Source organism: Paenibacillus sp. P13VS (assembly GCF_015143645.1).
GTDB classification, from domain to species: Bacteria; Bacillota; Bacilli; order Paenibacillales; family Paenibacillaceae; genus Paenibacillus; species Paenibacillus xylanilyticus_A.
Window position 1 is genome coordinate 584,288 of record NZ_WYEV01000002.1, and the last position, 26,155, is coordinate 610,442.

Here is a 26,155-nt window from a genome sequence, read left to right on the forward strand (position 1 = left end):
CGCACATCAAACTTCTTTATCACGCCTATAAATCATTTTTGAAAGCCTTTACAAAAACAAGGTTGACATTTTATCCTATTTCTATAATTCTGTGCGCCTGCGCGATGAATATTGCTATATATCCGTGTGTTCTGGCATACTCTAGGCAAAAGAAAATAAATGCTCTTTGGCAGGCCAAACAAACGTTTCAAAACGCTGCAATTGCTCTATATTAACTAGATAGCTTCTATGCTGATCGAAATTGTTAGAAGGAGACGTGACGTTTGGACAGAATTATTATGAAACGCCTGCTGCGCGGCTTGTGGGTCATTATTGCGACCGTTCTGATCGCCTTTGCCATATACTTGCTGTTCCCGCTTCTATACCCCTTTGTCATCGCATGGATTATTGCTTATGCGATGAATCCGCTGGTGAAGCTGCTTCAGGACAAAGCCCGCTTTCCACGCTGGTTAGCTGTGACCCTTTCATTGATCGTCTATTTCGGGGCAATCGTTGTGATTCTTTCCGCAGCAGTAACCCGGATGGTAAAAGAAGTGATATCACTCACCACGAGTTTTGACCTGCATGTGGACGAGATCAAGGAAACCTTTGTCCGCTGGACCCAAAACGATACGATTCAGAACCTGATCGGACAGATTAATGAATTTTATAAGGAAAATCCTAACTACCAGGAAACGATCAACAGCAATATCAGCAAAACAACCGAAACGGTAGGTACGGCTGTCAGCGATCTGGTTACCGGATTTTTCAATATGATTTTGGGTCTGCTGACCTCGCTTCCCAACATGGGAGCGGTATTAATTGTCGTTCTGCTCTCCACGTTCTTTATTAGCAAAAGCTGGACCCGCCACGGCATTACAGTTTCGGGATGGGTGCCTTCTTCAATACGCAAACCGATTACGGACATATGGAACGACTTAAAGAAAGCATTGTTCGGCTACGCTCGTGCTCAGTTGATCATGATTTCCATAACTGCGGTATTTGTCATGATTGGATTGCTCATCTTACAGGTGAAGTCTGCTTTCACCATTGCATTGCTAATCGGCCTTGTTGATCTACTACCTTATCTTGGCGTTGGATTGGTCATGGTTCCATGGGCAGCATACCTGTTTATGAACGGTGACCTCTATCTGGGGATTGGTATTTCAGTCGTTTATCTGATCGTACTGATTGCGAGACAGATCATTGAGCCAAAGGTGCTGGCAAGCAGTGTAGGTCTGGACCCACTAGCGACACTGGTGGGCATGTTTGTTGGATTGAAGCTCTTTGGCGTACTCGGCCTGATCATCGGTCCAGTCAGCTTGGTCATCCTTGATGCCTTCAATCGTGCGAATGTGCTGCGCGACCTGAGAACGTACATCATCAATGGCCGGGTCCGATAGATTTTGTATATTTTTTAATACATCAAAAAGGCTCCTTCTGCAGGAAAGATCTGCGCGAAGGAGCCTTTAATAATGAATCAACACCATATTAGCGACGGCGGTAGAATGTGATGCTGCCGTTTTTCATTTTTTTCTCAAGCCAACCCAGGAAAAATAAGCGGTACACAGCACGTGTTAACGGAAATACAAGGGTAAATCCGATGATATCCGTAACAAACCCCGGAATCAACAGCAAGAAACCACCCACAAAAATAAAAAGTCCGTCTACCATTTTCCGTCCAGGCACTTTACCGCGTTCCATCTCGGTTTTGGCATCGACGAGTACTTTTCGCCCTTCAAACTGCAGCATCGCTATACCAATCAAGGACGTGAGAATCATGAGAAGCAAGGTCTTCCCGGCTCCGATCCAGTCACTCATCAGAATGAATCCAAACAGTTCAATAACCGGAACGAATAATAATATAGCCCACATCCATTTTCGCATTACCAATTACTCCTTTCCTGAGAGCCACACTTTCTCCAGTGCGCTGTAGAGCTCAGGGGCGGCTTTATCCAGTCTTACCGGCTTCCAATCTCCATTCACCCACACATGCTGGGTAGAGCCTGTTACCAGTCGTTCTCCCGGAAGCGATTCATCAGAAGCCCATACCTGCTCTCCAATGCCGAATTGTACAGCAAGGTCTTCGGTCATGCGTCTAACGTCGTACTCATAATTTAATCGCAGACCACTAAATGCAACAATTCGGGTGAATATCATAACCTCATCATCATACTTTGCAGGCTTATGATACTTCACATCCAGTCCAGTTACGGGAAGCAGTAGCCCCTGTTCCTCCATTTTACGATATGTATACCCCATTTGGCGAATCATCTCGGTTCGACCGATTTCAAACCAATTCAAATAGTTGGCGTGATAGACCACACCCATCTGATCACTCTCTTGATAGCGCACACGCAGACGTGCCGCATACCAGTTTCCATGGTGCTGTTCTTGCATGTTACCCGCCTCCTTGGGTCTACCCTTTATACGTATTTATTCCGTGAAAAGTCTCATAAAGATGGAAAAAAGCAACGGGACAAATGCCCCATTGCTTCATTCCTGTTTTGATCCATCTAAAACTTAATCGTTCAATTAAGCGTTATTTGGAATTTGGCTTACTTTGATCAAGTTGGTAGAACCGGAGCGACCCAGAGGTACACCCGCAGTGATGACAACCAGATCACCTTCTTTGACGATTCCGGATTTCAAACCGCCTTCGATTGCATTTTCAAACAAGGAATCCGTTGAGTCACAACGTCTGCCTTTCACCGGTGTTACACCCCAAGCCAGTGCAAGACGACGGGAAGTTCTATCTTCCGTAGTCACAGCAATGATTGGAGCTTCAGGACGGTATTTGGAAACCATACGAGCCGTATGGCCAGATTCAGTCGAAGTGATGATCGCTTTTGCGTTCAGATCTTGAGCGGACAGCGCAACGGATTGGCTGATTGCCTCTGTAACGGTTGTTTGTTGTGCAACACGTTGTTTCAGATACAGCTCTTGATAAGGCAGAGCGGACTCTGCTTTTTCAGCGATACGGGACATTGTCAGAACGGATTCAACCGGGTATTTACCCGCAGCTGTCTCACCAGACAACATGATTGCATCTGTTCCGTCGAAGATCGCATTCGCAACGTCACTTGCTTCTGCACGAGTTGGACGTGGGTTGCGCTGCATGGAATCCAGCATTTGTGTAGCTGTAATAACCGGTTTGCCTGCAACATTACATTTTTCGATCATGCGTTTTTGTACCAATGGTACTTCTTCCGCAGGAATTTCCACACCAAGGTCACCACGAGCTACCATCAAACCATCAGACACTTCAAGGATCTCATCCAGGTTGTCTACGCCTTGTTGGTTCTCAATTTTGGAGATAATTTGGATATGTCCAGCATTGTGTTTCTCAAGCAGTTCACGAATCTCAAGCACGTCACTTGCTTTACGAACAAAAGAAGCCGCGATGAAATCGATACCTTGCTCGATACCAAATACGATATCGTTCGCATCTTTTTCAGTGATACCCGGCAGAGAAATGGCAACGCCTGGAACGTTAACACCTTTTTTGCTTTTGATCGTTCCGCCGTTCACGATACGGCATTTGATCTCAGTGCCTTGCACTTCCACCACAGTCAGTCCGATCAGACCGTCGTCGATCAGAATTGTAGATCCCGGCTCAACATCATTTGGAAGATCTGCATACGTAATGGAAAGACGTTCTTTGGTTCCCAGAATTTCTTCTGTTGTCAAAGTGATGTACTCGTCCTGAACCAGTTCAATCGGTTCAACTTCGAGTTTACCTGTCCGAATTTCCGGTCCTTTGGTGTCCAGCAGGATTGCTACGGTTTTGTTCAACTCTTCGCATGCTTGGCGAATCGCTTTGATCCGTCCGCCGTGCTCATCGAAATCACCGTGGGAGAAGTTCAGACGGGCCACGTTCATACCGGCCATAATCAGTTTTTTGGTGTTCTCCAGTGATTCACTGGATGGACCGATTGTACATACAATTTTCGTTTTGCGCATTTTGGGTTTCCTCCGATTTTAAAAGGTCTCTCTGTATATGTCTTTTTTCTTTTTCCAACTATTAAATTTACTATACTTTCGTTCTTTTGTATAGGAAATTCGTCACATCATTCTGCATTTCCCGACAAATTATTCACTGCATCCACTCGAACGGGCTCTTCCGGAGCTTCTACTGGGGCCGGTTGCGTTGGAGATTCGAACGTAACCGATCCGATTTTGCGGAATTTCTCGTACCTATCCAGCTTCAGCTGATCCCCGCTCCAGCCTTTCATCTCTTCCAGATGACGAACAAGAGCTTCGCTGATCGCTGCTGCAGCACCTTCATAATCCCGATGCGCACCACCACGTGGTTCAGGAACAATTTCCTCGATAACTTCCATCTCCAGTAGATCTTTGGCTGTGATCTTCATCGCTTCCGCTGCCTGATCTGCCTTGGACGCATCCTTCCACAGGATGGACGCTGCACCATTCGGAGAGATCGCTGAATAAATGGCATGCTCCAGCATGAGTACACGATTGCCTACAGCCAAGGCGAGTGCGCCGCCGCTTCCACCCTCGCCGATAACCACAACAATTACAGGCACCGTGAGCTTCGCCATTTCAATCAGGTTACGGGCGATGGCTTCCGATTGACCTCTCTCTTCTGCAGTATTACCCGGATAGGCTCCTTTAGTATCAACAAATGTAATAATTGGACGGCCAAATTTGTTCGCCTGTTTCATCAGCCGCAGTCCTTTGCGGAAACCTTCCGGATGCGCGCTCCCGAAAAAGCGGGCGATATTATCCTTCGTATCTTTCCCCCGCTGTTGTCCGATGACGGTTACCGTTCTTCCATTCAGTTTCGCAAGGCCGCCAACGACGGCCAGATCGTCGCCAAACATCCGATCACCATGAAGCTCGATAAAATCGGTAAAAATCAGCTGGATCAGGTCAAGTGCAGTTGGACGCTGTTGATGACGCGCCAGATGCATTTTCTGAGCTGCGGTTATGCCGGAATAAATCTCTTCTTCAAGTCTATGATAACGTTCCTCCAGGCGGGCGATTTCATCGGTGAAATCAATGCCCTTCTCCTGTCCAAACTGAACAAGCTCCTCAATCTTTTTGCGCATCTCAACCAGAGGCGCTTCATATGGCAACTCACCCGCCATTTAGACCCCTCCTTTTTCGCTGTGCATATCCAGAAGCTTGGCAAGGGTCGTACGAAGTTCCTTCCGGTGAATCACCAAGTCCAACTGACCATGCTGCATATTAAATTCTGCCGTCTGGAAATCCTCAGGCAGCTTCTGACGAATGGTTTGCTCAATAACAATTCGGCCGGCAAAGCCAAATACGGCACCTGGTTCAGCGATGTTGATATCGCCCAGACTGGCGAAACTCGCTGATACCCCACCTGTGGTCGGGTCCGTGATGACCGAAATATAAAGTCCTCCCTGCTCATCCAAACGAGCCAGTGCCGCACTTGTTTTGGCCATCTGCATCAAGCTGAGGATACTCTCCTGCATCCGCGCTCCACCAGAGGTCGAGAAAATAATCAGGGGCAAGTTTTTCTCCGTTGCGTGCTCTACAGCACGAGTAATTTTCTCCCCTACAACAGAACCCATGCTGCCTGTGAAGAAATCAAAACTCATGACAGCAACAACCACAGGTAAACCTTCAATGGTTCCTTCTCCTGTAATTACAGCTTCCTTCAGTCCTGATTTTAGACGCTGCTGCTCCAGCTTGCTGCTGTATCCCGGAAAACCAAGCGGATCCACGGAAACCATGTCGGCATCCAGCTCAACAAAGCCTTGCTCGTCCAAAACCATGGCAATACGCTCCATGGCATTCAGGCGCATGTGATAGCCGCAAGCAGGACATACTTTCAGGTTTTTCTCCAATTCCTTGCTATATTGAATCGTGCCGCATTTGCTGCACTTGTTCATAAGTCCTTCAGGGATTTCACGCTTTGGACGTTCTACGACTTCCTGGCCTTCGCCACGAACCGCACGCTCGGAAGGTATGGTAGCGTACTTCCGTTTTTTCTGGAATATATCTTTGAACACAACTACACCTCTCCAGCCGTTGATTTGATAGCCGCACCCTGCAGTACATCGCGAAAAGCGACTTCTACAGAGGTACTGCGGTGAACCGTTTACGACCCACACGCTGCAATGGGCCTTGTCCAGGCATTCACAACAAAAAAATCCGCCGGCATAAGGCAAGAATCAGTGGCTTCTATCAGCACGATTGATGTTACCTGTATTACCGAAAGATTGTTGCGCGAAATACTTGAACTTGTCTCGGTAGGGTCTCCGGGAGCAGCCTGGTCAGTCCATAGCCTAACAAAAAAAGAAGGAAGGACAGCAGCATACAATACATGCAAGTCGATTCCTCTCTCCGCTTGCGCGGTCAGCCCCTTATGTACCGATGGTACTTTCTTCTTCGCCAAGGCACCTCTGATGTTGAATCAAATCAGGAATGCAGAATTGAATTCAGCACTTCCTGGACCTCTTCCAATTCCCCAGAAGGGACGCGAATCTCAAATTGCTGCTTGGATAAACTGATGGGACGGGTCTGTACCAGAAAACCTTCTTCCGAAAGCTTGGTCTTAATCTTGTCCGCAACCTTTGCTGTCGGTGCAATGTAAATCACCGTCCACATGCCATGTCCGCCCCCTAAGCTAATGTTCAGAGCCCGTATATTGGACTAATGATACCATACCTCCGTTTTTTTCTGCAAGGAAGGGTTCAGGACCTTAGGGGAGAAAACGGGATCTTGGGGGACATTTGTCCCACTAGGATAACCGATATGCTTAACACTTCGTCTGATATTTTGGCAAGGGATATAAGACGTTCAGGTTCTCCAGGGCAGCGCCTGCCGCCCTGAATGTCCTGCAGCTAGGGAGGAAATGATTAATCGGTAGGGTATTTTTTAGCATTGAGATTTTTGTGGGCAATACGTGCGGAAGCCGCGGCGGCCAGACCGGCGACCAGATCATCCAGGAAGACATGAATGCCTGATCCATCTTCATTCAGATCGTGAATGACGCCTATTTTTTCTTTATCCAGGTAACCAAAACTGGTTAAACCAATCATGCCATATACATGGGTAATGCCAAGGGCCAGAGTCTCGTCCACTCCATACAGGGATTCATCCGCTTCCATAATGGCCTGCAGCGGCTGGGGCAAGAGACGTTTTTCAGCCAGTTCATCCAGAGCAATGCCCGTATACAGCGTATACTGAACCTCTCTTTTTTGCAGTACCGATTTCACACTTGTTACACAATCATCCATCGTCAGTTCCGGGTGGTACCCTTTTTGCAGACGATATACAATTTCAGCGATTGCATCAATCTGTACACCCCGCCGGGCCAGCATAGCTTCTACGATTTCATATGACATATCTCGACCTCCCGCATCGCTCCCCCGAGGACCGCGAGGTCCTTCGGTGTTCTCAAGTGTATGCGGCTACCCAGCAAAACGTTCATAAAAAAACACAAATGGACTTCTATCTGGAGTTAAACAGGGCCCCCAGGCAGCAGTCTCAGTTGGTTTGGATAAACAAAAGAACCCGTCCGGTATAACCAGACAGGTTCCTCCTTGGGCGATGGGCGCAGCCGAGGCCATTACTTGATTTTAACTGTACCCTCGCCCAGCATCTGTTCCATCTCGGAGAACAGTGTAGGGGACGGTTTAATCCGGTAAGCATCGCTTAACGCGAGCAGCTTCTGCTGCTGCTCATAGAAAAGTACCGTTGCAACTGGACCCGGATGCTGCTGGAGCAGCTGCTTCAAACGTGTCAGCAATTCCGGTTTCTCAGACTGTGGAGTGATCTTCACGAACACCCGCTGCTGTGCGGCCTGAGACCGGCGAATCTGCTCGGATCCACTGGCAGAGACGGTGCTGCCAGGCGACGATACAGACGTCCCCTCAGCCTTGCCTGCGCCTTCCTCTCGGTGCGCTGCTGGCAGCCCTCCTCCTGTGCTGCTGCGTACCGCTCCAGCTGCTGATCCAGCCCCCGCACCGGCTGGCTGCCTTGCCTGTGCCGCCGGGCGCGAAGAACTGCCGCTGCCGGGCTTCCCGCGCCGTTCGCGGCTGCGCAGCTGCTGTTCCAGTGCCGCCTGTGTGAGCGGCGCCACTTCCTCAGCCAGCAGCTTAAACCCTTCGTCCTGCTGCTGCACTTTGGCACGCACGACGAGCAGTTCGCCTTTCCCGACATGCTGCTGGCTCCGCCGCCATACTTCGGGAAAGAGAACCACTTCGCATCGTTCAATCTGGTCTTCCAGCTCCATGAACGCCATGGCCTTGCCCTGTTTCGTCGTGATCGACTTCACGGACACCACCATCCCGGCAGCGACGGCCATCGTATCGTCGGCCGCTTCGGTCAGCTCCATAATCCGGTCTGCCCCGCTCGATTCGAGCACATCTTCATAATCATCAAGCGGATGACCGGAGAGATACAGACCCAACAATTCCCGTTCAAGCTCCAGCTGCTGAGTGGCCGAATAAGCAGGGATCTGTGGGTATTCAATCTCCCAGTTTGGTGTCTCAACAAAATCAAACAGCTGAATCTGCAGATCCTCGCGCTCCTTGCGCCACTTCAAAGCAGCTTCCACCGTCTCGTCCAGCATCGCGAGCAGTTGAGCACGGTGTCCCGGCAAAGTGTCAAAGGCCCCCGCCTGAATCAGCGATTCAATGACACGTTTGTTGCAGACACGCAGATCAACACGGCGACAAAAATCGAGCAAACTGTCGAATGGGCGCTCCTTGCGGACAAGCATGATACTCTCCATGGCTTGGGTGCCGACATTCTTCACAGCAGCCAGTCCAAAACGGATAGAGCCGGATGCAAATACCTCAGCTTGATTTTGATCCACTCCGCTGGTCAAACCTGTTTCATCCCGATCTACATGTTTTATCGCCGACGCTTCACTACCGTTTCCAGATAACCCCTCTTGTTTCAGGTCTTCAGGCATCACGGTCGAGGCTTGCCAGCCATATGAATCATCACCTTCTTCGGGCATTGGGCCCGGGTCATCCGGCAATGGTGCATCGCCATATTCTTCCTGACCGGGATGATCATACATTTGATTTTCGGTGTTGTTTCCATTGTCCATTTCGGACCTGTCAGTCAGATTGTTCTCCGGTTTGCCGGGTTCGGCAAAGACTGGAGTAAACAGAATGCCGCTCTCGTTGACGTCAGGCGGCAGGACCTCAATTCCCATGCGACGACATTCCACGACGTATTCTGCAACCTTGCGGTGACTGCCCATTACAGCGGTCAGCATGGAAGCCATAAAATGAACCGGGTAATGAGCCTTCAGATATGCGGTCTGGAACGCCAGTACACCATACGCCGCGGCGTGGGCACGCGGGAAACCATAGTTGGCAAACTTCACGATCATGTCATAGACCAAGTCCGCTTCTTCCTCGCTGTAGCCTTGTTTGAGACTGCCCTGAACGAAATGTCCACGTTCCAGATCGAGCACTTCCCGTTTCTTCTTGGACACGGCTCTGCGCAGCAAGTCTGCTTCCCCCAGCGAGAATCCCGCCATGCGTGAAGCAATCTGCATGATCTGTTCCTGATAGACAATGATGCCATACGTATCCTTAAGAATGGATTCCAGATCGGCATGGGGATAATCGACCTCAATCTGTCCATGCTTGCCCTGAATATACTTGGAGATGAACTCCATTGGACCCGGACGATACAAAGCGAGAACGGAGATGATGTCTTCAAATACCGTCGGCTTCAGATCCTTCAGCACACGGCGCATGCCCGCCGACTCCAGCTGGAATATGCTCATCGTATCGCCACGGCCAAGCATCTCATACGTCTTAGCATCATCATCCGCGATATAGCGGAAATCCGGAACTTGGCCTTCTTCCCCGATCCAACGCAGACAGCGTTCAATAATGGAAAGGGTCCGCAGTCCGAGAAAGTCCATCTTGAGCAGCCCAATTGACTCCAGATTTTCCATCGAGTATTGGGTTAGTGCAGTGCCCTCGCTTCCTTCCTGAAGCGGAACGGCATCGGTCAGGGGATCACGTGATATAACGACCCCGGCAGCATGCGTGGAGGCATGGCGCGGCATGCCTTCCACCTTCATGGCCATGTCCAGCAGTTCACGGGTTTTCGGCTTCGTTTCATATAAAGCCTTCAGTTCAGGCGTTGCTTCCATGGCACGCCGGATGTTGATCCCGAGCTGGGCAGGAATGAGCTTCGCCGCCTTATCCACCTCGCCATAAGGTACATTTAACGCCCGGCCAACGTCCCTTACTGCTGCACGTGCAGCCATTGTACCAAAGGTAATAATCTGTGCCACATGTGCTTTTCCGTATTTGTCTGCGACATAATCAATAACCTCATCCCGCCGCTCATCGCTGAAATCGATATCGATATCGGGCATAGATATACGTTCCGGATTCAGAAAGCGTTCAAAGAGTAGGTTGTATTTCATCGGATCAACATCAGTAATATGCAGTGTATAGGCAACAAGGCTTCCCGCCGAGGAACCCCGCCCTGGGCCAGTAACGATCCCTTGTCTATGGGCATAAGCGATAAAATCCCATACGATTAGGAAGTAATCCGAGAATCCCATACTGTCTATTACCTGAAGTTCATAGTTCAATCGCTGCTCCAAGTCGGAACGAAGGGCCGAATCCGTCCAGCGTTCTGAGCCGGCATATCGCTCCTCCATGCCTTTTTCACAGAGCTCTCTCAGATATTGAGAAGGACTCTGTCCCTCAGGCAGCGGTCTGTATTCAGGCAAGATGGACTTGCCAAATTCCAGCTGCAGTTCACAGGATTCGGCAATACGAACCGTATTCTTCAGCGCTTCTTCCACATGAGGGAACAAGCGGGCCATCTCCTGCTCACTTTTCAAATACAGCTGATTGGTACCAATCCGAAGACGACTCTCATCATCAACGGTTTTCCCGGTTCCGATACATATGAGCACATCCTGAAGTTCAGCGTCCGCTTCGGACAGGTAATGCACATCATTGGTTGCCACAAGCGGAATATCCAGTTCTTCGGCTAGACGAATCAATTGGGGATTGACTCTTTTCTGCTCGGCGAGGCCGTGATCCTGAAGCTCCAGATAGAAATCAGGACCAAAAATATGTTTATAACGAAGCGCAGCCCGCCGGGCCTCTTCTTCCCGTCCATGCAGCAAATGCTGAGGCACTTCTCCACCCAGACAAGCACTCAGGCAGATAATGCCCTCGTGATGAGCAGCCAAACTCTCCATATCAATACGTGGCTTGTAATGAAAACCTTCCAAATGCCCAATAGAGCATAATTTCATCAGGTTGCGGTAACCTGTCATGTTCTTCGCCAGCAAGATCAAGTGGTGAATGGGCTGATCCTTGCGGCTGCCCCGCTCCTTGCGGGACCCTGCGGTCATGTATGCCTCACAACCGATAATCGGCTTAATGCCTCGTTCGATACAGGCTTTATAAAAGGGAACAGCGCCGTACATGACGCCGTGATCGGTCAATGCGAGTGTGGTCATTCCAAGATCTGCGGCCTGGTTCACGAGATCCGGAATACGCGCAGCACCGTCCAGCAAACTATATTCACTATGAACGTGCAAATGCACAAAAGAACTCATGTTCGTTACTTCCTTTCGCCGCGGATAGCTGCAGCATCTGTCTTCAGAGCCCAGCTGCTGCCTATCTTTCTTCTATATGAATACAATAACTGAATAAAATTTCAGCACGTACAACCGTACTTTATTATTCTATTTTATCATATCGTCCGGGGGCACGCCCATACAATAAGAGTACAAGCCGCTCCCCCTGTTTCGGGCCACTGACAGGAGGTGCGCTGCTGGGTCTGAAAGGGGTGTTAGCGGGTGAGCACATTTTTATCCAAAGCCATTCTTGATTTCTTTATTGCGTTTGGCATTGTGCTGGGCGGCGCGATGATCGGAGGAATTGGTGCTGTTATCTCTCTCCAGCCTCCGACTCAGACGATGCTTGATATTTCCGGCAAAATCAAGATATGGGCGCTTGCAGCCGCAGTTGGGGGCACCATCGATCCGATGCGTGTCATTGAGAGCAACGTTCTCGACGGCAATCTGTCGCCAGCGGTGAAGCAAATTTTGTATCTGATCTCGGCCTTTATGGGCGCTCATATGGGAACCGAACTCGTAAAATGGGTATGCGGCGGAGGGCGGGGTTAATATGGCACCGGGACTGAGCCCATGAGGGTTCCGCCTTTTTCACGCTACCGCCCGCTTATGCGCATGACAGCCGTGTTTGTCCTGGGAATGATCGTGGGAAGCGCTGTATACAACGGTGTATTTCACCTGAGTTATAACAAACTCTGGCTAACCAATCAGGAGTTGCAGCTCCAGCTGCATCAGAATGAGGAGGATATCAAAACGCTGAAAAAATACAGTAAACGGCAAACCGTCATTAAGGAAATTAAGGTGCGCGCTGAAGAGTCTGACAAAGGTCCGGACGAAGCATCTCTCAAAATCATGCTGCAGAAGCTGGGGGACGAGCTTGAGGTTCTTCGCGGTCGTGATGTGTTTAATATCGATGAGTACAGCAAAATGACACGCATCATGTTGAATCAGAAAGTATACACGGTAAGGGAAAAACAATATACGGTCCAAGTCAAAACCATGCTCGTTATGGAAGGCGTACTTCAGGTTTGGGTACAAATTCGGATGCACGTTCCGGCTTAACCACTGGGAAGCAGGCTAGAAAAAACTGCCCTTGTCCCTGGCTCGCGTGGTACAATAAGGGCAGTAAATGCTTTCCAGAAAAGGAGCTGCTCATTCGTGTTGATTGATGTTCTCAAGTATGTCCTGATTGCCATTTTCGCTCTAGCCATGGTCTGCTCGGCGCTGAACAGCATTCGTTCGTACCGGGCCGCGAATGCCGCTGACGCTGGCCTTTACCGTTCATGGACCAATATCTGGATGGGTGGCATGCTGATTGTATTGTCCATAATCCTCATGTTTGTCTTCACTGGATCGAGCCTGTCTATTGTTGTGGAAGCGCTCTTTCTAATTATCGGTGCTTACAATCTGTTCGCCGGTTTGCGCAACCGCAGCTACTTTGCCCGTCTACGGGAGCACAGCGGAAATCAGTCAGGCCGTGCGTCCAGGCAATCTGTTTAATGCACGCAGTTATACCTTATCTGCAGCGAAAAGAGGATATTCCACTCATCGATACATGTCTGAATGCCGGCTGTGAACAGCAGTTCGACATGACAATAGTGGGGGATATCCTCTTCGTTATATAAGGGAGCAGTGATTCACTAATCACCTGAACTAGCCATGATCAATGGATTGCAGCGTCATGACCGCTTTGCATACGACATTTCCTTCACGGGTAATGACAATGTCCATTTTGCAGGTTCGGCGGCTCGTCTCCAGAATGACGGGTCGAACCAAAATCTGATCCTCAATCTGCACCGGATGCACAAAATACGTCGTCACATTATCCACGACATAATCGTTACCCGTAACATCCCAGGCAGCCCGGCGTCCTGCCTGCGTCATGACGTTCAGCAGCACCCCTTCAGAGATCGTGCCCAGGTCTGTCGCCATCTGCGGAATAATGAAACCATGAAACATTAACTCATTCTGTTCTCCGCGTTCCTCGGCAAACCCGTTCCAGATCAGATGATCGAAGGTCTCGCCGAGCTGCGGCTGCTTCTGCGCGTCGCGCATGGCCTGCAGTACTTCCTTCCGCGTTATGGAGGCAATCAGCTTCCGATTGCGATCCACAATGGGCAGAAAATCAATGCCTTCCCAAGTCATGATCTGCGCGGCAGAAGCCAGTGAGGTTTGCAGCGAGGCCGTAACCGGACGGCGCACGACGCATTTCTCAATGCTCTGGTCTTCCAGAAGTTCGCTCACATCCTTCAGGCTGACAATGCCGATAACCCGATTCCATTCGTCAACTACCGGGAAGCGATGATCTCCCGTTTCGGCAACCAGCTTGTGGAAATCAGCGGCAGAGCTGGTGACCTTGAGCACTTGAAGACGGGGCTTCTGACCGATAATATCCTCCACAAGCATGATTTTTTTCTTGATCAATCGGTCAAAGATGGCTCGGTTAATCATGGAAGCCACGGTGAATGTATCATGTCTGGAAGAAATAATCGGCAGTCCCAGTTCATCAGCCAGCAATCTGACTTCACGACTTGTGCCGAAACCGCCGGTGATGAGTACACCCGCTCCCTGCTCAAGTGCAAGCGAATGGGCATTATCCCGGTTACCTACAATCAGGAGACTTCCTGCATCTATATAGCGGGCCATGGCCTGCTCTTTCATCGCACCAATGACATACTTATGAAGCGGTTTGGCCAAGCCATCACTGCCTCCGAGCACATGACCTTCCACAATGGTGACCACATCGGCAAAGGTCAGCTGTTCTGACATGCCGCGCGGCCTCTTTTCAATCCGTACCGTTCCAATTCGTTCTTTGGTTACCACCAGCCCGAAGTTCTCTGCTTCCTTGACTGCCCGATAAGCGGTCCCTTCACTTACGCCAAGCTCTCTTGCCAGGCCACGGACCGATATTTTACTGCCGACTTTTAACTGTTCGATATGCTGCAGCAGCTGTTCATGCTTCGTCACGTTCTCTTCCTGCCCGTCCATCTGTACCACCCCCGAAGATGCATCTGTACTATTCTGTATCTATTATAACACGCTCCGAGGAAAATAACCCCATTCCCCCGCACTTCGTTTATCAACGCAAAAAGACCGATTACCCTTCGGATTGAAGGATGATCGGTCTTCGGATTCTGTCCTGATGCCTTGATGCAAGGCTTATACAGATTTGCTCTGCTCCTGCTTGTCCACCAGCTTCATCTCCCACTGCCGCAGCTTGGCCCGGCGAACAGCTTCCAGTGCACGCTTCTTCTCTTCATCTACACCAAGAATGAAATGAAGGTGCGCACCAATGATTAATAGGGAGAACAGCACCCATACGATGCCAAAAATATTAACCCAGTCCATTCCACCAGCGAAGGAAATACGCGGCAGCGCGATAACCAGCATTGACAGAGCGATAAGCAGATAGATCACATGTTTTGCCTTTTTCAACCTTTTCACCATACACAGCTCCTTCGTTCTTGATCGACTCTATATGTCTAGTCTATGAACCGGAACTGTGCAATATGAAAGATTCAGACAAATAACCTGTATAACGTCTTACGCCTCAGCTCCGCCATACAGATGGCCCAGGCTGTCAGCAATAATTTTGTTCACATCTTCAATGATTACGCTCAGACGGCGCTCCGCATCGAATAGGCGACGGATGTTGAGATTCAGGCTCAGTACCTCAAACAGCTTCTCCATTTTCTCCATCTCGTCCGGTGCCGGCATGTCGCCGCTCATCATGCGCTGCTGCAATTCCATTTGTTGATCACGGAAGCTGTCCAGCATGCGTTTCGCCTCCGGATCAGCTTCGATCAGCTTCATCGCGGACGTAATTTCTTCCACCTCGCTGCTTTCTCTCAGTGCTTTGGCCAGATCGTTGGCTCTGTCATAAATATTCACTATTATTCCTCCTCAATTTGGATTGTTCTGCTGCTATTCAATCATTCCCTCATTTTTCTCGTCGCAACGTTCACCCGTGTTTATACACGCATTTCTCTTCTCTCAAACAATGGCTGACCCAGACAGGTCATCGATTCCGATGTCAAATCAATTGCATTTAATCCAAATGGGTCAATCACCAAGGGGTATATGTCCTCATATGATGAAGCACATGCCATGTTCAGATGCCGTTCAACTTCGAGATCAGACATCAAGTTGCCGCCCGGAAGGAGATCCGTGATGTCCACTAAAAAAGTAACGATTCAGGTTACCGGCTCGGGCATCCTGCAGGACGACGTCATCATGCTGGGCGAAGGGGTGCTCAAGGCCCTTAAAATCCCTTCGGGAAGGCCGCTTCAGCTTCAATTCGGCTCTTACCGCCGTGAAGTCACCGTTATTCCGGTTCCGAGATACGACGGCCTTCGCATCAATCAGACGGTAGCCAGCAAGACCGGCCTGGTTCCCCGTTCGGTCCTGAGTGTATCCTATCGTTCAGCCAGCCGTACGCTGCGCCTTGGACCCTTCATCAGTGTGCTGGTAAGCCAGGATTATCCCGATCAGCCCGATCGGCCCTTTGGCTCCATCACGATGTTCTGTCATGAGCTGGTGAAGGCCTGCCGTAAGCAGGGCGCCTATGTATCCTTTTTCACACCAGAGGATATCGGAGCGGTAACGGGTCATATTCAGGGCTGGGTGTATGATGACGGCTGGAAAAAGACGGTTCTGCCCATTGCAGACGTCGTCAATAACAGGCTGACATCCCGTAAGCTTGAGAACAAACCTAGCGTACAGCATTTCATGAAAGAAGTAAAATCTCTCTACGGCACACAAACCTTTAATGAAAAGTTCCTGGACAAAAATGAAGTGTTTGATGCCTTGAAGTCCATTACAACGCTCAAAAGGATCCTGCCGGAGTCTCATTTGCTGAAGTCCTCTGCCACGCTCAAAACGATGTGCACCCGGTATCCGGTTGTATTTCTCAAGCCTGTGCGAGGTTCGCTTGGCAAAGGAATCATCCGGGTCTCCCGTCAAATTGACGGAAGTTTCCTTACACTCGCAACCAGTGTTGGAGGTACCCGCAAACAAACGTATACTTCTCTGGATAAACTCTATGCCAGTCTGTCCGGAAAAATGAAAACGACGCGATACCAGATTCAGCAAGGGCTGTCTCTCATTGATAACAGCGGCAGGCCCGTTGACTTCCGTGCCCTCGTACAAAAAAACAGATCAGGCAAATGGAGTGTTACATCCATCGTAGCCCGCATTGCCGGAGGCAGCCATTATGTATCGAATCTAGCCCGCGGCGGAAGCCTCAGTACCGTTAAGGATGCCGTGGCCAAAACCCAGCTTCCCGCATCAGCCAAAGCCTCAGCTTATGCCAATCTTCATACGGCAGCGCTCGACATTGCCAAGGGAATTGAGCATGCGATTCCGGCCCATTTCGGTGAACTTGGTATTGATCTTGCGATGGATACCACTGGTCGTGTCTGGCTGCTCGAGGTTAATTCAAAACCGTCCAAGAATGACAATACGCCACTGAGCGAGAGTAAAATCCGGCCCTCTGTCAAAGCCATGCTGGAATACTCCACGTATCTGGCCGGATTCTGAAGAGCGATCCATTACAGGAGGTGCATTCCGATGCTATCATCGCCGCAAACATCAACCATAGCCATCCTGGTCCGTGGTGCAGAGGGATCACCACCGTTCTCGGATGAACTCTTTTGCCGTCGTCTCAGTTTGGAGAGTTATCGCTATAACTTGAATATCATCGTGCTGCCCATATCTGCTGATAGAGATAACCCTTTACCAGAAAAAGGATACATTTACCGTAACGGACAATGGAAAACAGCTCCTGTTCACGGGGTACAGCTGCTCATGGATCGGTGCCTGCTGCCACTTCCAAGACGATGGAGACAGCAGCTTCATGAACTTGCTCTATCGGGCAGCGGGCACATCAGACCTTACTGGTCTATTTCCCTCCCGGGTAAATGGAAGGTCCACCGGGCACTGTCTCGGGAAAAACAGCTGAGCAGACTTCTCGTCCCCACCCTACTCCTTCAACCTCATGCTGCATGGGAGCAGTGGCTGAAACGGTGGCCCAAGGGACTTTTCTTCAAGCCTGTTTCAGGAACCCATGGCAAGGAAACATTTCGTCTCACCCAGGAAAATGATACCCCCACATGGGTCATTGAAGGCAGAGATCAGGACAATGAACGTTATCAGCGCAGATTTTATACACGTCATGCGCTCTCAACCTGGCTTGAATCCAAGATTTCCAGTCGCCGGATGATCATGCAGCCATATCTGGACCTGAGTCATCATGGGCATCCATTCGACATCCGTGCCCTGGTGCAAAAAAACAAACACGGCCGCTGGACCCTGACAGGATGCATGGTTCGCGAGGGTGCCGAGGGCTCCCTTACCTCCAATTTGCATGGCGGAGGAAAGGCCTATCCCGCTCACTCTTATCTCATGGATCGATACGGGAGTATGCGTGCCAATACCATTTTAGAAGGGATCGACCATGCTGCTGCTCTAATCCCTCCCTTGCTGGAGGGTCAATTCGGCAGACTTGCTGAATTGGGACTGGATTTTGGAGCAGATTCGACAGGTCGTCTCTGGCTGCTGGAGGTCAATTCGAAGCCAGGGCGCTCTTCATTCGCAGAGGCAGGTGACCGACACATGCAGACACTGACTTACACCCAGCCGCTTGCCTATGCTCGTTATTTGCTGCAACAACATGTTCTCACGGACGTCGTTCGTCCAATGAAAATGCCGAATACATCCAGCACAGCTGGCCTGAAACCCATCCCGATTCAAGGCGGCTAGGCCCGCAGCGCCCGCTTGCCATGGAGCCGAAGGATTTTTTTCAGGATAGGAGGATAAATCATGAGTTTGACCTTTTGCAATCTGCATTTTACGCAGCAACCGGATAAAGTGGTTTATGTATCCAACGCACTAATGAAAAGTCTGAATCTATCCGGCAAAAAAACGATACATCTGCGGTTTGGGCGAGACCGGGTGCCTGCAACCATCAAACCGATCAAGAAGGCAGGGAAACACCTCTATCTCGCCTCGGGCATACGCAATCTGATGAACGTTCCCAAGCGGGGCAGCATCTATCTGCGCAACCTGCAAAATGATGAAGTCCAGCTCGGTCCACTGATTGGCGTATTGTCCGATGGACCTGGAACGAGCTCGAATCCATTTGGCTCCCGCACCGGGTTCATCAAGCAATTGCTCCGGGAAGGCGGCCGCAAATCCTATATCTATGCGTTTACTCCAAGAGATATTAACTGGCAGAATGAAACGGTATCCGGTTTTTTTCTGAACGAAAACGGAAGCTTTGTACGGAAAACGGTCCCTTTGCCAGACGTCGTGTACAACAGGTTACCCAGCCGTCGTTCCGATTTCTCGCCTGCCATCAATCAACTGAGGGAACGGTTTGTCCGTCGTAAGATCCCATTTTTCAACTGGAGCTTTTTCAATAAATCGGACATCTACAAGCTGCTCGAGAATGATCCTGAAGCAGGTAGGTACATTCCAGAATCAATCACCAATCCGACTGTCGAACAAATGAGAGAAATGCTGGAGCGACACCAGTTTGTATATTATAAGCCCACAGCTGGAAGTCTCGGTAACGGAATCTACCGCTTGACCTATTCGCCCAAACGCGGATATTTCGCGCGTTATCGCAAAAAAGGCGGCAATGCCCTGCTTCGCTTCGGCTCCTTCAATGGCCTAATGCGCATGCTTCAGGGCAGACATGGAAAACAGCTGCGAGGCTATGTCGTACAGCAGGGAATCCGGCTCATTGAGATCGATGAGTGTCCGATTGATTTTCGCTTCCACATGCACAAAAACGGGAGCAATCAATGGGTCGTCGTCGGTATCGGTGCCAAAAAGGCTGGTCGGGGCAGCGTGACTACCCACATCAAAAATGGCGGCTCCCTGATGACCCCTGAACAGGCGCTTAGCCGTAACTTCGGCGAACGTGCGGGAGAAGTGCTGCAGCAGGCCAAATCCGTCGCTATTACACTGGCCCAGGCGATTGAAACCCAGCACCAGCATCTGATTGGTGAGATTGGCTTTGATCTGGGCATTGATCAGGAGGAACATGTATGGATGTTCGAAGCGAACGCCAAACCCGGGCGCTCCATCTTCCGTCACCCTTCACTCCGGGTGGAGGGAAAATCATCGGTGGAGCACATTTTGGAACACTGCCTGTATTTGAGCAAATTCCGGAAGAGGGACGGCATTTGATGAGCCTTCATGATGATTTCAAACCTGTCATTGCCGTGTTGACCATGCACGACGACCACCGGGGATTCAGGGGAAACCATCAAAATTTTCTGGACATTATACAGACAGGCGAAAACATGGGTTATCAGGTGTATATCGTAACGGTAAGAGATTTGAACGTGAACGGGCCTACGGTTAAGGGCTATACGTACAACAAAGGGAGCGGAAAGTGGACTTCACAGTCCTTCCCTCTCCCTCATGTGCTGTACAATCGCATTCCCTATCGGGAAGATGAGCGAAAGCCCTCCGTTCAGCGGAAAATTGAGGAATGCATGCAAGCGGGGATCGAGCTGTATAATCCGTTTTTCTTCAATAAATGGGATCTGTTCGAATGGCTGAAGAAGTCCAAATCCACCCAGCATCTGATCCCTCATACACGCCGGATGCGAAGTGCTACTACGCTGGGTACGGTGCTGCGGGCTTTTCCCTATCTCTATCTGAAGCCGGAGAGCGGAAAAGCGGGAAAAGGCATCATGATGCTGAAGTTTCAGGAAAAGGAACGTCTGCCGTTCCGGCTCCGAATACAAAGTTCCCGTAAGAGTACCACGTATAAGGCAGCATCACTTGCGAAGTTATGGTCTCGCATTCGCCGGGAAACCGGGCATACACCTTATATCATGCAGCAAGGAATCGAGCTTGCCTCATCCCGCAAACGCCCCTTCGATCTGCGCGTTCTGGTACAGAAGAATGGCAAAGGACAGTGGAGTGTAACAGGGGTGGGTGCCAGACTGGCGGGTTCGCGAAGCATTACAACCCACGTTCCACGCGGAGGCAGCGTTGAAGATCCCGAGAAGCTCCTTACCGAACTGTTCGGGGAAGAAACAACAACTGCACTAATGAAAAAGGTCAGATCGACATCATTAACGATTGCCCGTCAGGTTGAACGAGGCTCTGGCCATACGCTTGGGGAGATGTCTATGGACCTTGGCATCGATGACCTTGGAGAAATCTGGTTCTTCGAAGCCAATGCGAAACCGATGAAATTTGATGAACCCCAGATTCGTAAAAAGTCATTGGAACGTATTTTCCAATATAGCGCATACCTGGCTCGCCAATCCAAACGATAATGGAAAGGAATAACAGCTAAAGAAGGTGATTGTTTGTGTCCTCACCTGTTCTAGGCATTATGACGTTGTACTTAAACGAACATCGCGCCTTGGAAGAACGGAGCATCTACCGCAGAATGATCCTTGAAGGACGCAAGCGGGGACTCGACATTTACGTGTTCACACCTGCGGATGTACATCCCGGTGGCAAACAGATCGAGGCGATGGTCTTCCATTCGGATAAGGGATGGTCCAGGGAATGGCGTCCATTTCCGGACATGATCTTCGACCGCTGCCGTATACAGCGAAATCGCAGATTCCAGCAGCTGCTCGCCTTTCGCGAGAAATACGGGCACATGCTTTTCCTAAACCGGCCGCTTCGCAATAAATGGACCATACATCAGACCCTCTCGGCAAGATCCGCCTTTCGTGAACATTTGCCGGAGACCGTTCTGTTCCAGGATATGTCTGATGTCAATCGAATGCTTAAAGCTTCTTCGCTAATCTATTTGAAGCCCATAAACGGAACAGGCGGACGTGGAATCCTGCGGATCGAACGCAACAGTAGCGAAGCCAATATGGTCCTGGTCCAGGGACGTGATCAGAAACGGCGTATCATTACCCCGCGTAAAGTCCATTTATCAAGGCTCGGTTCTCTGCTTCAGCATTGGAACATGAAAGATAAATATCTGGTTCAGGAAGGTATTCAGCTCCAGCTTCCCAATGGTCGTGTACACGATTATCGCATGCTCGTACAGAAAAATGGCGAGGGAGAATGGGAGCTGACCGGCTGTGCTGGGCGTATGGGAGCTGAGAAAAGTGTAACATCGAATCTGCATGGCGGCGGTCAGGCCGTTCCCATGAACCGATTGATGAAACAATGGATCACCGATGAGGAGCTGAGGGATGAGATTAATGCCACGGCCGAGAAACTCGGCATTTCAGTGGCCTCATTCCTGGAAGATACGTACGGTGATCTGTGTGAGCTTGCTCTGGACTTGGCGATTGACAAGGATGGCCGCATCTTCCTGCTTGAAGTGAATCCCAAACCGGCACGAGAGGTTTTTGCACGGATTGGTGAGCGGAATATCTATTACAAAGCAATTACTCAGCCACTGGAGTATGCTCTATGGGTGTACCGCAACCGGACAGCTAGTACGCCGAACAAGGTGAAAGTAACCAAACCGGTAACCGGTAAGTCCACCGCAGCCCGAAGGTCCAGGAAATCAAGATTAAAGTAGTTACTTTACTATGGATCTGGGCCTTCAAGCATCTTAAATCGATATTCATGTCATCTCAAAGAGCCTTTATCTCCGCCTCGCCCGTTTAACAGGGCTTCGGAGATAAAGGCTTCTTCCGGTTTCGAACGCTGATATGGTCAGTTCAAGATGTAGTCTTGCTATTCAGCTTCTCTGTATAGACGAGTAAGCTCGGTAAAGTCAGAGATTAATACATCTGATCCAGCAAGTTCTTCGTCACGACCGAAGCCGGCATATGCACAGCCAATGACCGTCTGCCCATTCATTTTTCCTGCTTCAACGTCGGACGAGCGGTCTCCTACCATCCAGGCATCCTGAATCCGGTGTTTTTCAAGCAGTATCTGCACCAGGTTTACCTTGGAAGGTGTCTTATATTGCCCTGCACTGTATACACCTTCGAATAAAGGCATAATCTCGTGTGCAAACGCAACCCCTTTGACATAGTCCTCCAGTCCATTACTCGCAACAAACAAACGAACACCTTGTTCCTTGAGGGCTTGAAGCGTCTCTTTTACATGCGGGTAAAGCTGGGAACTACCCTGGTCAAGACCCTCAATTTCCAATTGAAGCAGCAATTCATCTGCACGACGGTGTGCCGCTTCAGAGGCTTCCGGCATGACCACTTTCCATATATCCTCGAGCAGCATACCCAAGCTTCCCAGCATCCGTTCCTCGGGAGGTGTCTCCCCTTCGAAATGTCCTTCGGCACGCAGTGTATCAAAAAGCTTTTGGTAAGCAGGCAACAGCAAGGTTTCTGTCTGGAACAACGTTCCATCCATATCAAAAATCATCGCTTCCGGTTTTCGCAATACAGTCTCTTTACTCATTTCTAGGATTCGTTCCTTTCGGATTGAAATATGTAATCAGCATCATACCCTTTCCATGATAAACAAAAACGTTTGGCAGTGTAAACCGAACACTGTAAAAGGTTTATTCGGTCATGTCTTATTTATCGATACAAACCATATACAAAATATAAACAAACTATGTATACAAACTTACTTTCATAACGTATAATACTGAAAAATAGTTCTTAAGACTCCTGATCCATAAGTCCTGTAAGTTGCTTTTTTCAAGTTTTTTCGACAAATACATATAACCAAAAGAGAGGAAAAGGAATCATGAAGAAAAAGAGAATTTTCAAAATTTTTTATAAAATCGGGCTGGGTTACCTGCTCGTATTGGCGGTACTGGCTGGAAGCATTCTACTGATTCAGAACAGTATTGGTCAGCTTCAGGAAGAGCTGGATTATCTCGTTGATCATGACATGAAAGTGCATGCCTTGACGTATGAATTGGAGAAAAACATGGTGGATATGGAGACCGGACAGCGTGGTTACGTGATCACTGGACAGGAAAGTTACCTGGATCCATACATAGAGGGAAAAGAAAAGCTAGTCGAGCTCAAGGAGCAGCTAGCGGGCCTTATCTCTGACAACCCGGCTCAATTGACATTATTGCAAGATATACATCGTTCCATGAATGACTGGATTCAAGTGGCCGGAGAGCCGGTTGTCTCCCTGCGTCAGGCTAATGATCTGGATTCCGTCCGTCAGTTTTTTGCAACAGATCCAGGCAAAGCAGATATGGACGAGATCCGCAGTTCCCTGATTACTTTCCGGAACAATGAACTGGCTCTGACAGAATCACGTACAGAGGCATTAAAACAGAAAAACACGATCCTGAACTGGGAACTCTACGGAGCCCTAATCCTTGTTGCCCTTATTTCCATCTTTGCGGCATTGATTTTGTCCCGTGCCATTGTCAAAAACATTCGTACTGTTACCCATGCGCTGAATGACATCGGTTCCTCCAATGGTGACCTGACCCTGCGCATCGCCACCCCGATGAGGGATGAGACAAGAGAACTCGCCGAGTCTGCGAATACGATGCTTTTTGGTTTGCAGCAAATGATGCTGGACATCCAGCGCAACGCAACAGTTCTCAGCACCGCATCGGATCGTATGGATAAAGGTGTGGCGGACAGCCACCTGGCCAGTAAAGAAGTAGCTACAGCCATGGAACGAGTAGCTGAAGGAGCAGATGAGCAGGTTGCTCTTACACAAACGATGGTCGCTGTAATTCAACAATCCCAGACCGGGCTCAGCCGGGTGGCCGCATCTGCTGCAGACGTGGCTGAACGGGCGGTACGCACCGAATCCATCGCCACCGATGGGCAGCAGCGTATTGACAATGCAGTTGGCAAAATGGGAGTTATTGAGCAATCCTTCCTCTCTGTGCAGGAAGCCATTAATGATATTTCCAAGATGTCCGATCAAGTTATCAACATTGCGGATGCCATGTCAGGGATCGCGAGACAAACCAATCTGCTCGCATTAAATGCCGGAATTGAGGCAGCACGTGCAGGAGAAAACGGACGAGGCTTCGCGGTTGTCGCAGCTGAGATTCGCAATCTTGCAGACCAAAGCGCCACATCAGCCAAGGAAATAACAAGCATATTGGAAACCGTGGTCGCAGGTGTTCATAGCACAGTGGATGTTGTGGACGAGAGCACGGCTCATGTTAACGAGGGACTGCGAACCATCGAGGACGCAGGCCATGCCTTCGCCAATATCACACAACATATACATGAACTCAGCGGTCAAATGATGGATGTATCCGCGGTGGTTGAAGAGATCACTTCGGGCAGTGAGGCTGTCATGAATTCCATTAACGAAGTATCGATCGTTGTGGAAGATACTGCATCTGCTACGGAGGAAGTATCCGCCATGACCGAAGAACAGCTTGCCTCCCTGCAGGAAATGAGTGACACTTCCAAACAGCTGAATCAAATGTCCGATGCACTCGACGAACTGGTAAAACGATTCAAGCTGGCTTAACCGTGTAAATACAGCAGCTAAAACAAAAAGAGCAGCTTCCTTAAGGAAGCTGCTTCTTTTTTTATATTTTAATTCTGCAAATTATAAATTAGTTACACTTACTGTTGCTTTCAGCATTTGACTAAGGCAGCAACACAACCAACTAGCGGCTGATCTGGATCGTGTTCCCCTCCGGATTACGCAGAGCTTCCAACACCAATTGGGCACGGTATCCGTCGTTAAAATCATAGATTTTTGCCGGCTGTCCCTGAATACGAGCGATTACATGCTTGAGAACTGGCAGCTCTCCCATCGATTCATCTACCTCTACAGGTGCAAGCGGCTGGCCAACTGGCCCCATCATCAGTTCTTCCCAGTTTTCCAGAGCGATCGTGCCTTCAGTTCCGTAAACGACCATGGATACTCGTTCCTTACCTGCAAAATGAGCAATTCCATTAAGCTGAATACGGATTCCATCCTCCAGCTTCATTACCGCCTGTACCTCATGTTCACATTCTTCGGCATTATCGGGGTACTGGACCTCGCTGCTTACCTCTGTAATTGGGCCAAACACATGCTGTATCATATGGATCCAGTGGATGCCCACCTCAAGGATAAAGCCCCCCTGCTCACGGCTTGAAATCCATGAATTCTGCTGCCATGCACGCGGCCACTGAGGGAATTGCAAAATCAGCTCTATTTTGCGAATCGCACCTATGCTGCGCTGCTCCACCAGTTCCTGCAGCTTCAATACAGAAGGTTCGTGAGGCATGGAGAAATGAATGGCATGGACTACCCCCGCCTGCTCTGCGGCCTCAAGCATTTCTCTCGCCTCTTCTGTACTGTTCGCCAGCGGTTTCTCGCAAAACACATGGATCTTCCGCTTTAAGGCCTCCATGACGACAGGATAATGAAATTTAGGCGGTACAGCAATGTACAATAGGTCAATTTCATGTTCATCCAGCAGCTGCATGTAGTCGCTGTATGCGCTAATTTCCGCATGGGATTCAGCAAAGTTCCTAAGCGATTCATCGTGTGCCTCACATACGGCTGCAAGCTCAATACTTCCATTCAGTTCGGCTTGCTTCGCCTGTTGAATCATATGTAAACCCATCTTTCCTAACCCGATCACAGCCATTTTCAATCGTGTCATTATGTCTCCTCCAATCTGATTTCCATTATAACAGAAGTTAAATGGGGTCCGTTTACTTGCGTTAACATGCAAAGAAAAGCATCTAGCTT

General features: G+C 49.5%; 23 protein-coding genes. 10 read left to right on the forward strand and 13 right to left on the reverse strand.

Translation table 11 applies throughout. The annotated features are described in order from the left end of the window. Positions 1–263: 263 nt before the first annotated feature. Positions 264–1,382 (forward strand): sporulation integral membrane protein YtvI, encoded by a 1,119-nt coding sequence (gene ytvI, locus GUA98_RS03745; protein ID WP_127536527.1) that lies wholly within the window; start codon positions 264–266, stop codon positions 1,380–1,382. A gap of 88 nt (positions 1,383–1,470) precedes the next feature. On the opposite strand, the gene GUA98_RS03750 is transcribed toward ytvI, so the two are convergent. From GUA98_RS03750 to GUA98_RS03785, 8 genes are all read right to left on the reverse strand, one after another. Next, positions 1,471–1,872, reverse strand: coding sequence for an FxsA family protein (locus GUA98_RS03750; RefSeq protein WP_153977774.1), 402 nt, complete (start codon positions 1,870–1,872; stop codon positions 1,471–1,473). Then, positions 1,873–2,379, reverse strand: a complete 507-nt coding sequence (locus GUA98_RS03755) for an acyl-CoA thioesterase (protein WP_193722095.1) — start codon at positions 2,377–2,379, stop codon at positions 1,873–1,875. It lies immediately after the preceding gene. Between the two features lie 135 nt (positions 2,380–2,514). Then, positions 2,515–3,942 carry a pyruvate kinase gene (gene pyk / locus GUA98_RS03760; RefSeq protein WP_095288128.1) on the reverse strand — a complete coding sequence of 476 codons (1,428 nt, stop codon included), beginning with the start codon at positions 3,940–3,942 and terminating at the stop codon, positions 2,515–2,517. A 107-nt stretch (positions 3,943–4,049) separates the two neighbouring features. Further along, positions 4,050–5,090, reverse strand: coding sequence for an acetyl-CoA carboxylase carboxyltransferase subunit alpha (locus GUA98_RS03765; RefSeq protein ID WP_193722096.1), 1,041 nt, complete (start codon positions 5,088–5,090; stop codon positions 4,050–4,052). After that, positions 5,091–5,984: an acetyl-CoA carboxylase, carboxyltransferase subunit beta gene (gene accD / locus GUA98_RS03770; RefSeq protein ID WP_095288130.1), complete on the reverse strand. Its 894-nt coding sequence runs from the start codon at positions 5,982–5,984 to the stop codon at positions 5,091–5,093. It abuts the gene before it with no gap. A 409-nt stretch (positions 5,985–6,393) separates the two neighbouring features. Next, on the reverse strand, positions 6,394–6,582 hold the full coding sequence (locus GUA98_RS03775) for a hypothetical protein (RefSeq protein ID WP_017689496.1): 189 nt from the start codon (positions 6,580–6,582) through the stop codon (positions 6,394–6,396). 251 nt (positions 6,583–6,833) lie between these two features. Then, positions 6,834–7,322 (reverse strand): phosphatidylglycerophosphatase A, encoded by a 489-nt coding sequence (locus GUA98_RS03780; protein WP_095288131.1) that lies wholly within the window; start codon positions 7,320–7,322, stop codon positions 6,834–6,836. A 224-nt stretch (positions 7,323–7,546) separates the two neighbouring features. Continuing rightward, on the reverse strand, positions 7,547–11,536 hold the full coding sequence (locus tag GUA98_RS03785) for a DNA polymerase III subunit alpha (protein ID WP_193722097.1): 3,990 nt from the start codon (positions 11,534–11,536) through the stop codon (positions 7,547–7,549). 243 nt (positions 11,537–11,779) lie between these two features. Between GUA98_RS03785 and GUA98_RS03790 the strand changes: the two genes are divergently transcribed. The 3 genes from GUA98_RS03790 to GUA98_RS03800 all read left to right on the forward strand — a co-directional run bounded on the left by GUA98_RS03790 (position 11,780) and on the right by GUA98_RS03800 (position 13,057). Then, positions 11,780–12,109 (forward strand): YtrH family sporulation protein, encoded by a 330-nt coding sequence (locus GUA98_RS03790; RefSeq protein WP_095288133.1) that lies wholly within the window; start codon positions 11,780–11,782, stop codon positions 12,107–12,109. Between the two features lie 21 nt (positions 12,110–12,130). After that, the gene (locus GUA98_RS03795) at positions 12,131–12,619 is read left to right on the forward strand and encodes a hypothetical protein (RefSeq protein WP_193722098.1); all 489 of its coding nucleotides are present in this window, start codon (positions 12,131–12,133) and stop codon (positions 12,617–12,619) included. 96 nt (positions 12,620–12,715) lie between these two features. Continuing rightward, positions 12,716–13,057 (forward strand): YtpI family protein, encoded by a 342-nt coding sequence (locus GUA98_RS03800; RefSeq protein WP_153977770.1) that lies wholly within the window; start codon positions 12,716–12,718, stop codon positions 13,055–13,057. 153 nt (positions 13,058–13,210) lie between these two features. Here GUA98_RS03800 and GUA98_RS03805 read toward each other — a convergent pair whose 3' ends face one another. The 3 genes from GUA98_RS03805 to GUA98_RS03815 all read right to left on the reverse strand — a co-directional run bounded on the left by GUA98_RS03805 (position 13,211) and on the right by GUA98_RS03815 (position 15,448). Further along, positions 13,211–14,545 (reverse strand): DRTGG domain-containing protein, encoded by a 1,335-nt coding sequence (locus tag GUA98_RS03805; protein ID WP_153977769.1) that lies wholly within the window; start codon positions 14,543–14,545, stop codon positions 13,211–13,213. Positions 14,546–14,716: 171 nt separating this feature from the next. Continuing rightward, positions 14,717–15,004: a hypothetical protein gene (locus tag GUA98_RS03810; RefSeq protein ID WP_076289792.1), complete on the reverse strand. Its 288-nt coding sequence runs from the start codon at positions 15,002–15,004 to the stop codon at positions 14,717–14,719. A 96-nt stretch (positions 15,005–15,100) separates the two neighbouring features. Next, positions 15,101–15,448: a YlbF family regulator gene (locus GUA98_RS03815; RefSeq protein WP_193722099.1), complete on the reverse strand. Its 348-nt coding sequence runs from the start codon at positions 15,446–15,448 to the stop codon at positions 15,101–15,103. Positions 15,449–15,727: 279 nt separating this feature from the next. Between GUA98_RS03815 and GUA98_RS03820 the strand changes: the two genes are divergently transcribed. Genes GUA98_RS03820 through GUA98_RS03840 form a run of 5 tightly spaced genes read left to right on the forward strand, consistent with a single transcriptional unit; the run spans position 15,728 to position 22,076 of the window. Continuing rightward, positions 15,728–17,095 (forward strand): YheC/YheD family protein, encoded by a 1,368-nt coding sequence (locus GUA98_RS03820; protein WP_193722100.1) that lies wholly within the window; start codon positions 15,728–15,730, stop codon positions 17,093–17,095. A 30-nt stretch (positions 17,096–17,125) separates the two neighbouring features. Then, entirely contained in the window at positions 17,126–18,316 is a 1,191-nt protein-coding gene (locus GUA98_RS03825; RefSeq protein ID WP_193722101.1) for a YheC/YheD family protein, read from the forward strand. Positions 18,317–18,376: 60 nt separating this feature from the next. Then, positions 18,377–19,750, forward strand: coding sequence for a YheC/YheD family protein (locus GUA98_RS03830; RefSeq protein ID WP_153977766.1), 1,374 nt, complete (start codon positions 18,377–18,379; stop codon positions 19,748–19,750). Then, on the forward strand, positions 19,750–20,856 hold the full coding sequence (locus GUA98_RS03835; protein ID WP_153980631.1) for a YheC/YheD family protein: 1,107 nt from the start codon (positions 19,750–19,752) through the stop codon (positions 20,854–20,856). Before GUA98_RS03830 ends, GUA98_RS03835 begins: the two co-directional genes overlap by 1 nt. Positions 20,857–20,891: 35 nt before the next feature. Continuing rightward, positions 20,892–22,076, forward strand: coding sequence for a YheC/YheD family protein (locus GUA98_RS03840; RefSeq protein ID WP_153977765.1), 1,185 nt, complete (start codon positions 20,892–20,894; stop codon positions 22,074–22,076). Between the two features lie 158 nt (positions 22,077–22,234). On the opposite strand, the gene GUA98_RS03845 is transcribed toward GUA98_RS03840, so the two are convergent. Further along, a complete protein-coding gene (locus tag GUA98_RS03845) occupies positions 22,235–22,921 on the reverse strand; it encodes an HAD hydrolase-like protein (protein ID WP_095359022.1) in 687 nt (228 codons plus the stop codon). Between the two features lie 294 nt (positions 22,922–23,215). Here GUA98_RS03845 and GUA98_RS03850 point away from each other — a divergent pair, with 294 nt between their 5' ends. Then, positions 23,216–24,934 carry a methyl-accepting chemotaxis protein gene (locus GUA98_RS03850; protein ID WP_193722102.1) on the forward strand — a complete coding sequence of 573 codons (1,719 nt, stop codon included), beginning with the start codon at positions 23,216–23,218 and terminating at the stop codon, positions 24,932–24,934. A 142-nt stretch (positions 24,935–25,076) separates the two neighbouring features. Here the strand turns inward: GUA98_RS03850 and GUA98_RS03855 are convergent, their stop codons facing one another. Beyond that, complete coding sequence (locus GUA98_RS03855; protein ID WP_153977763.1) at positions 25,077–26,066, reverse strand: Gfo/Idh/MocA family protein; 990 nt, start codon at positions 26,064–26,066, stop codon at positions 25,077–25,079. Between the last annotated feature and the right edge of the window lie 89 nt (positions 26,067–26,155).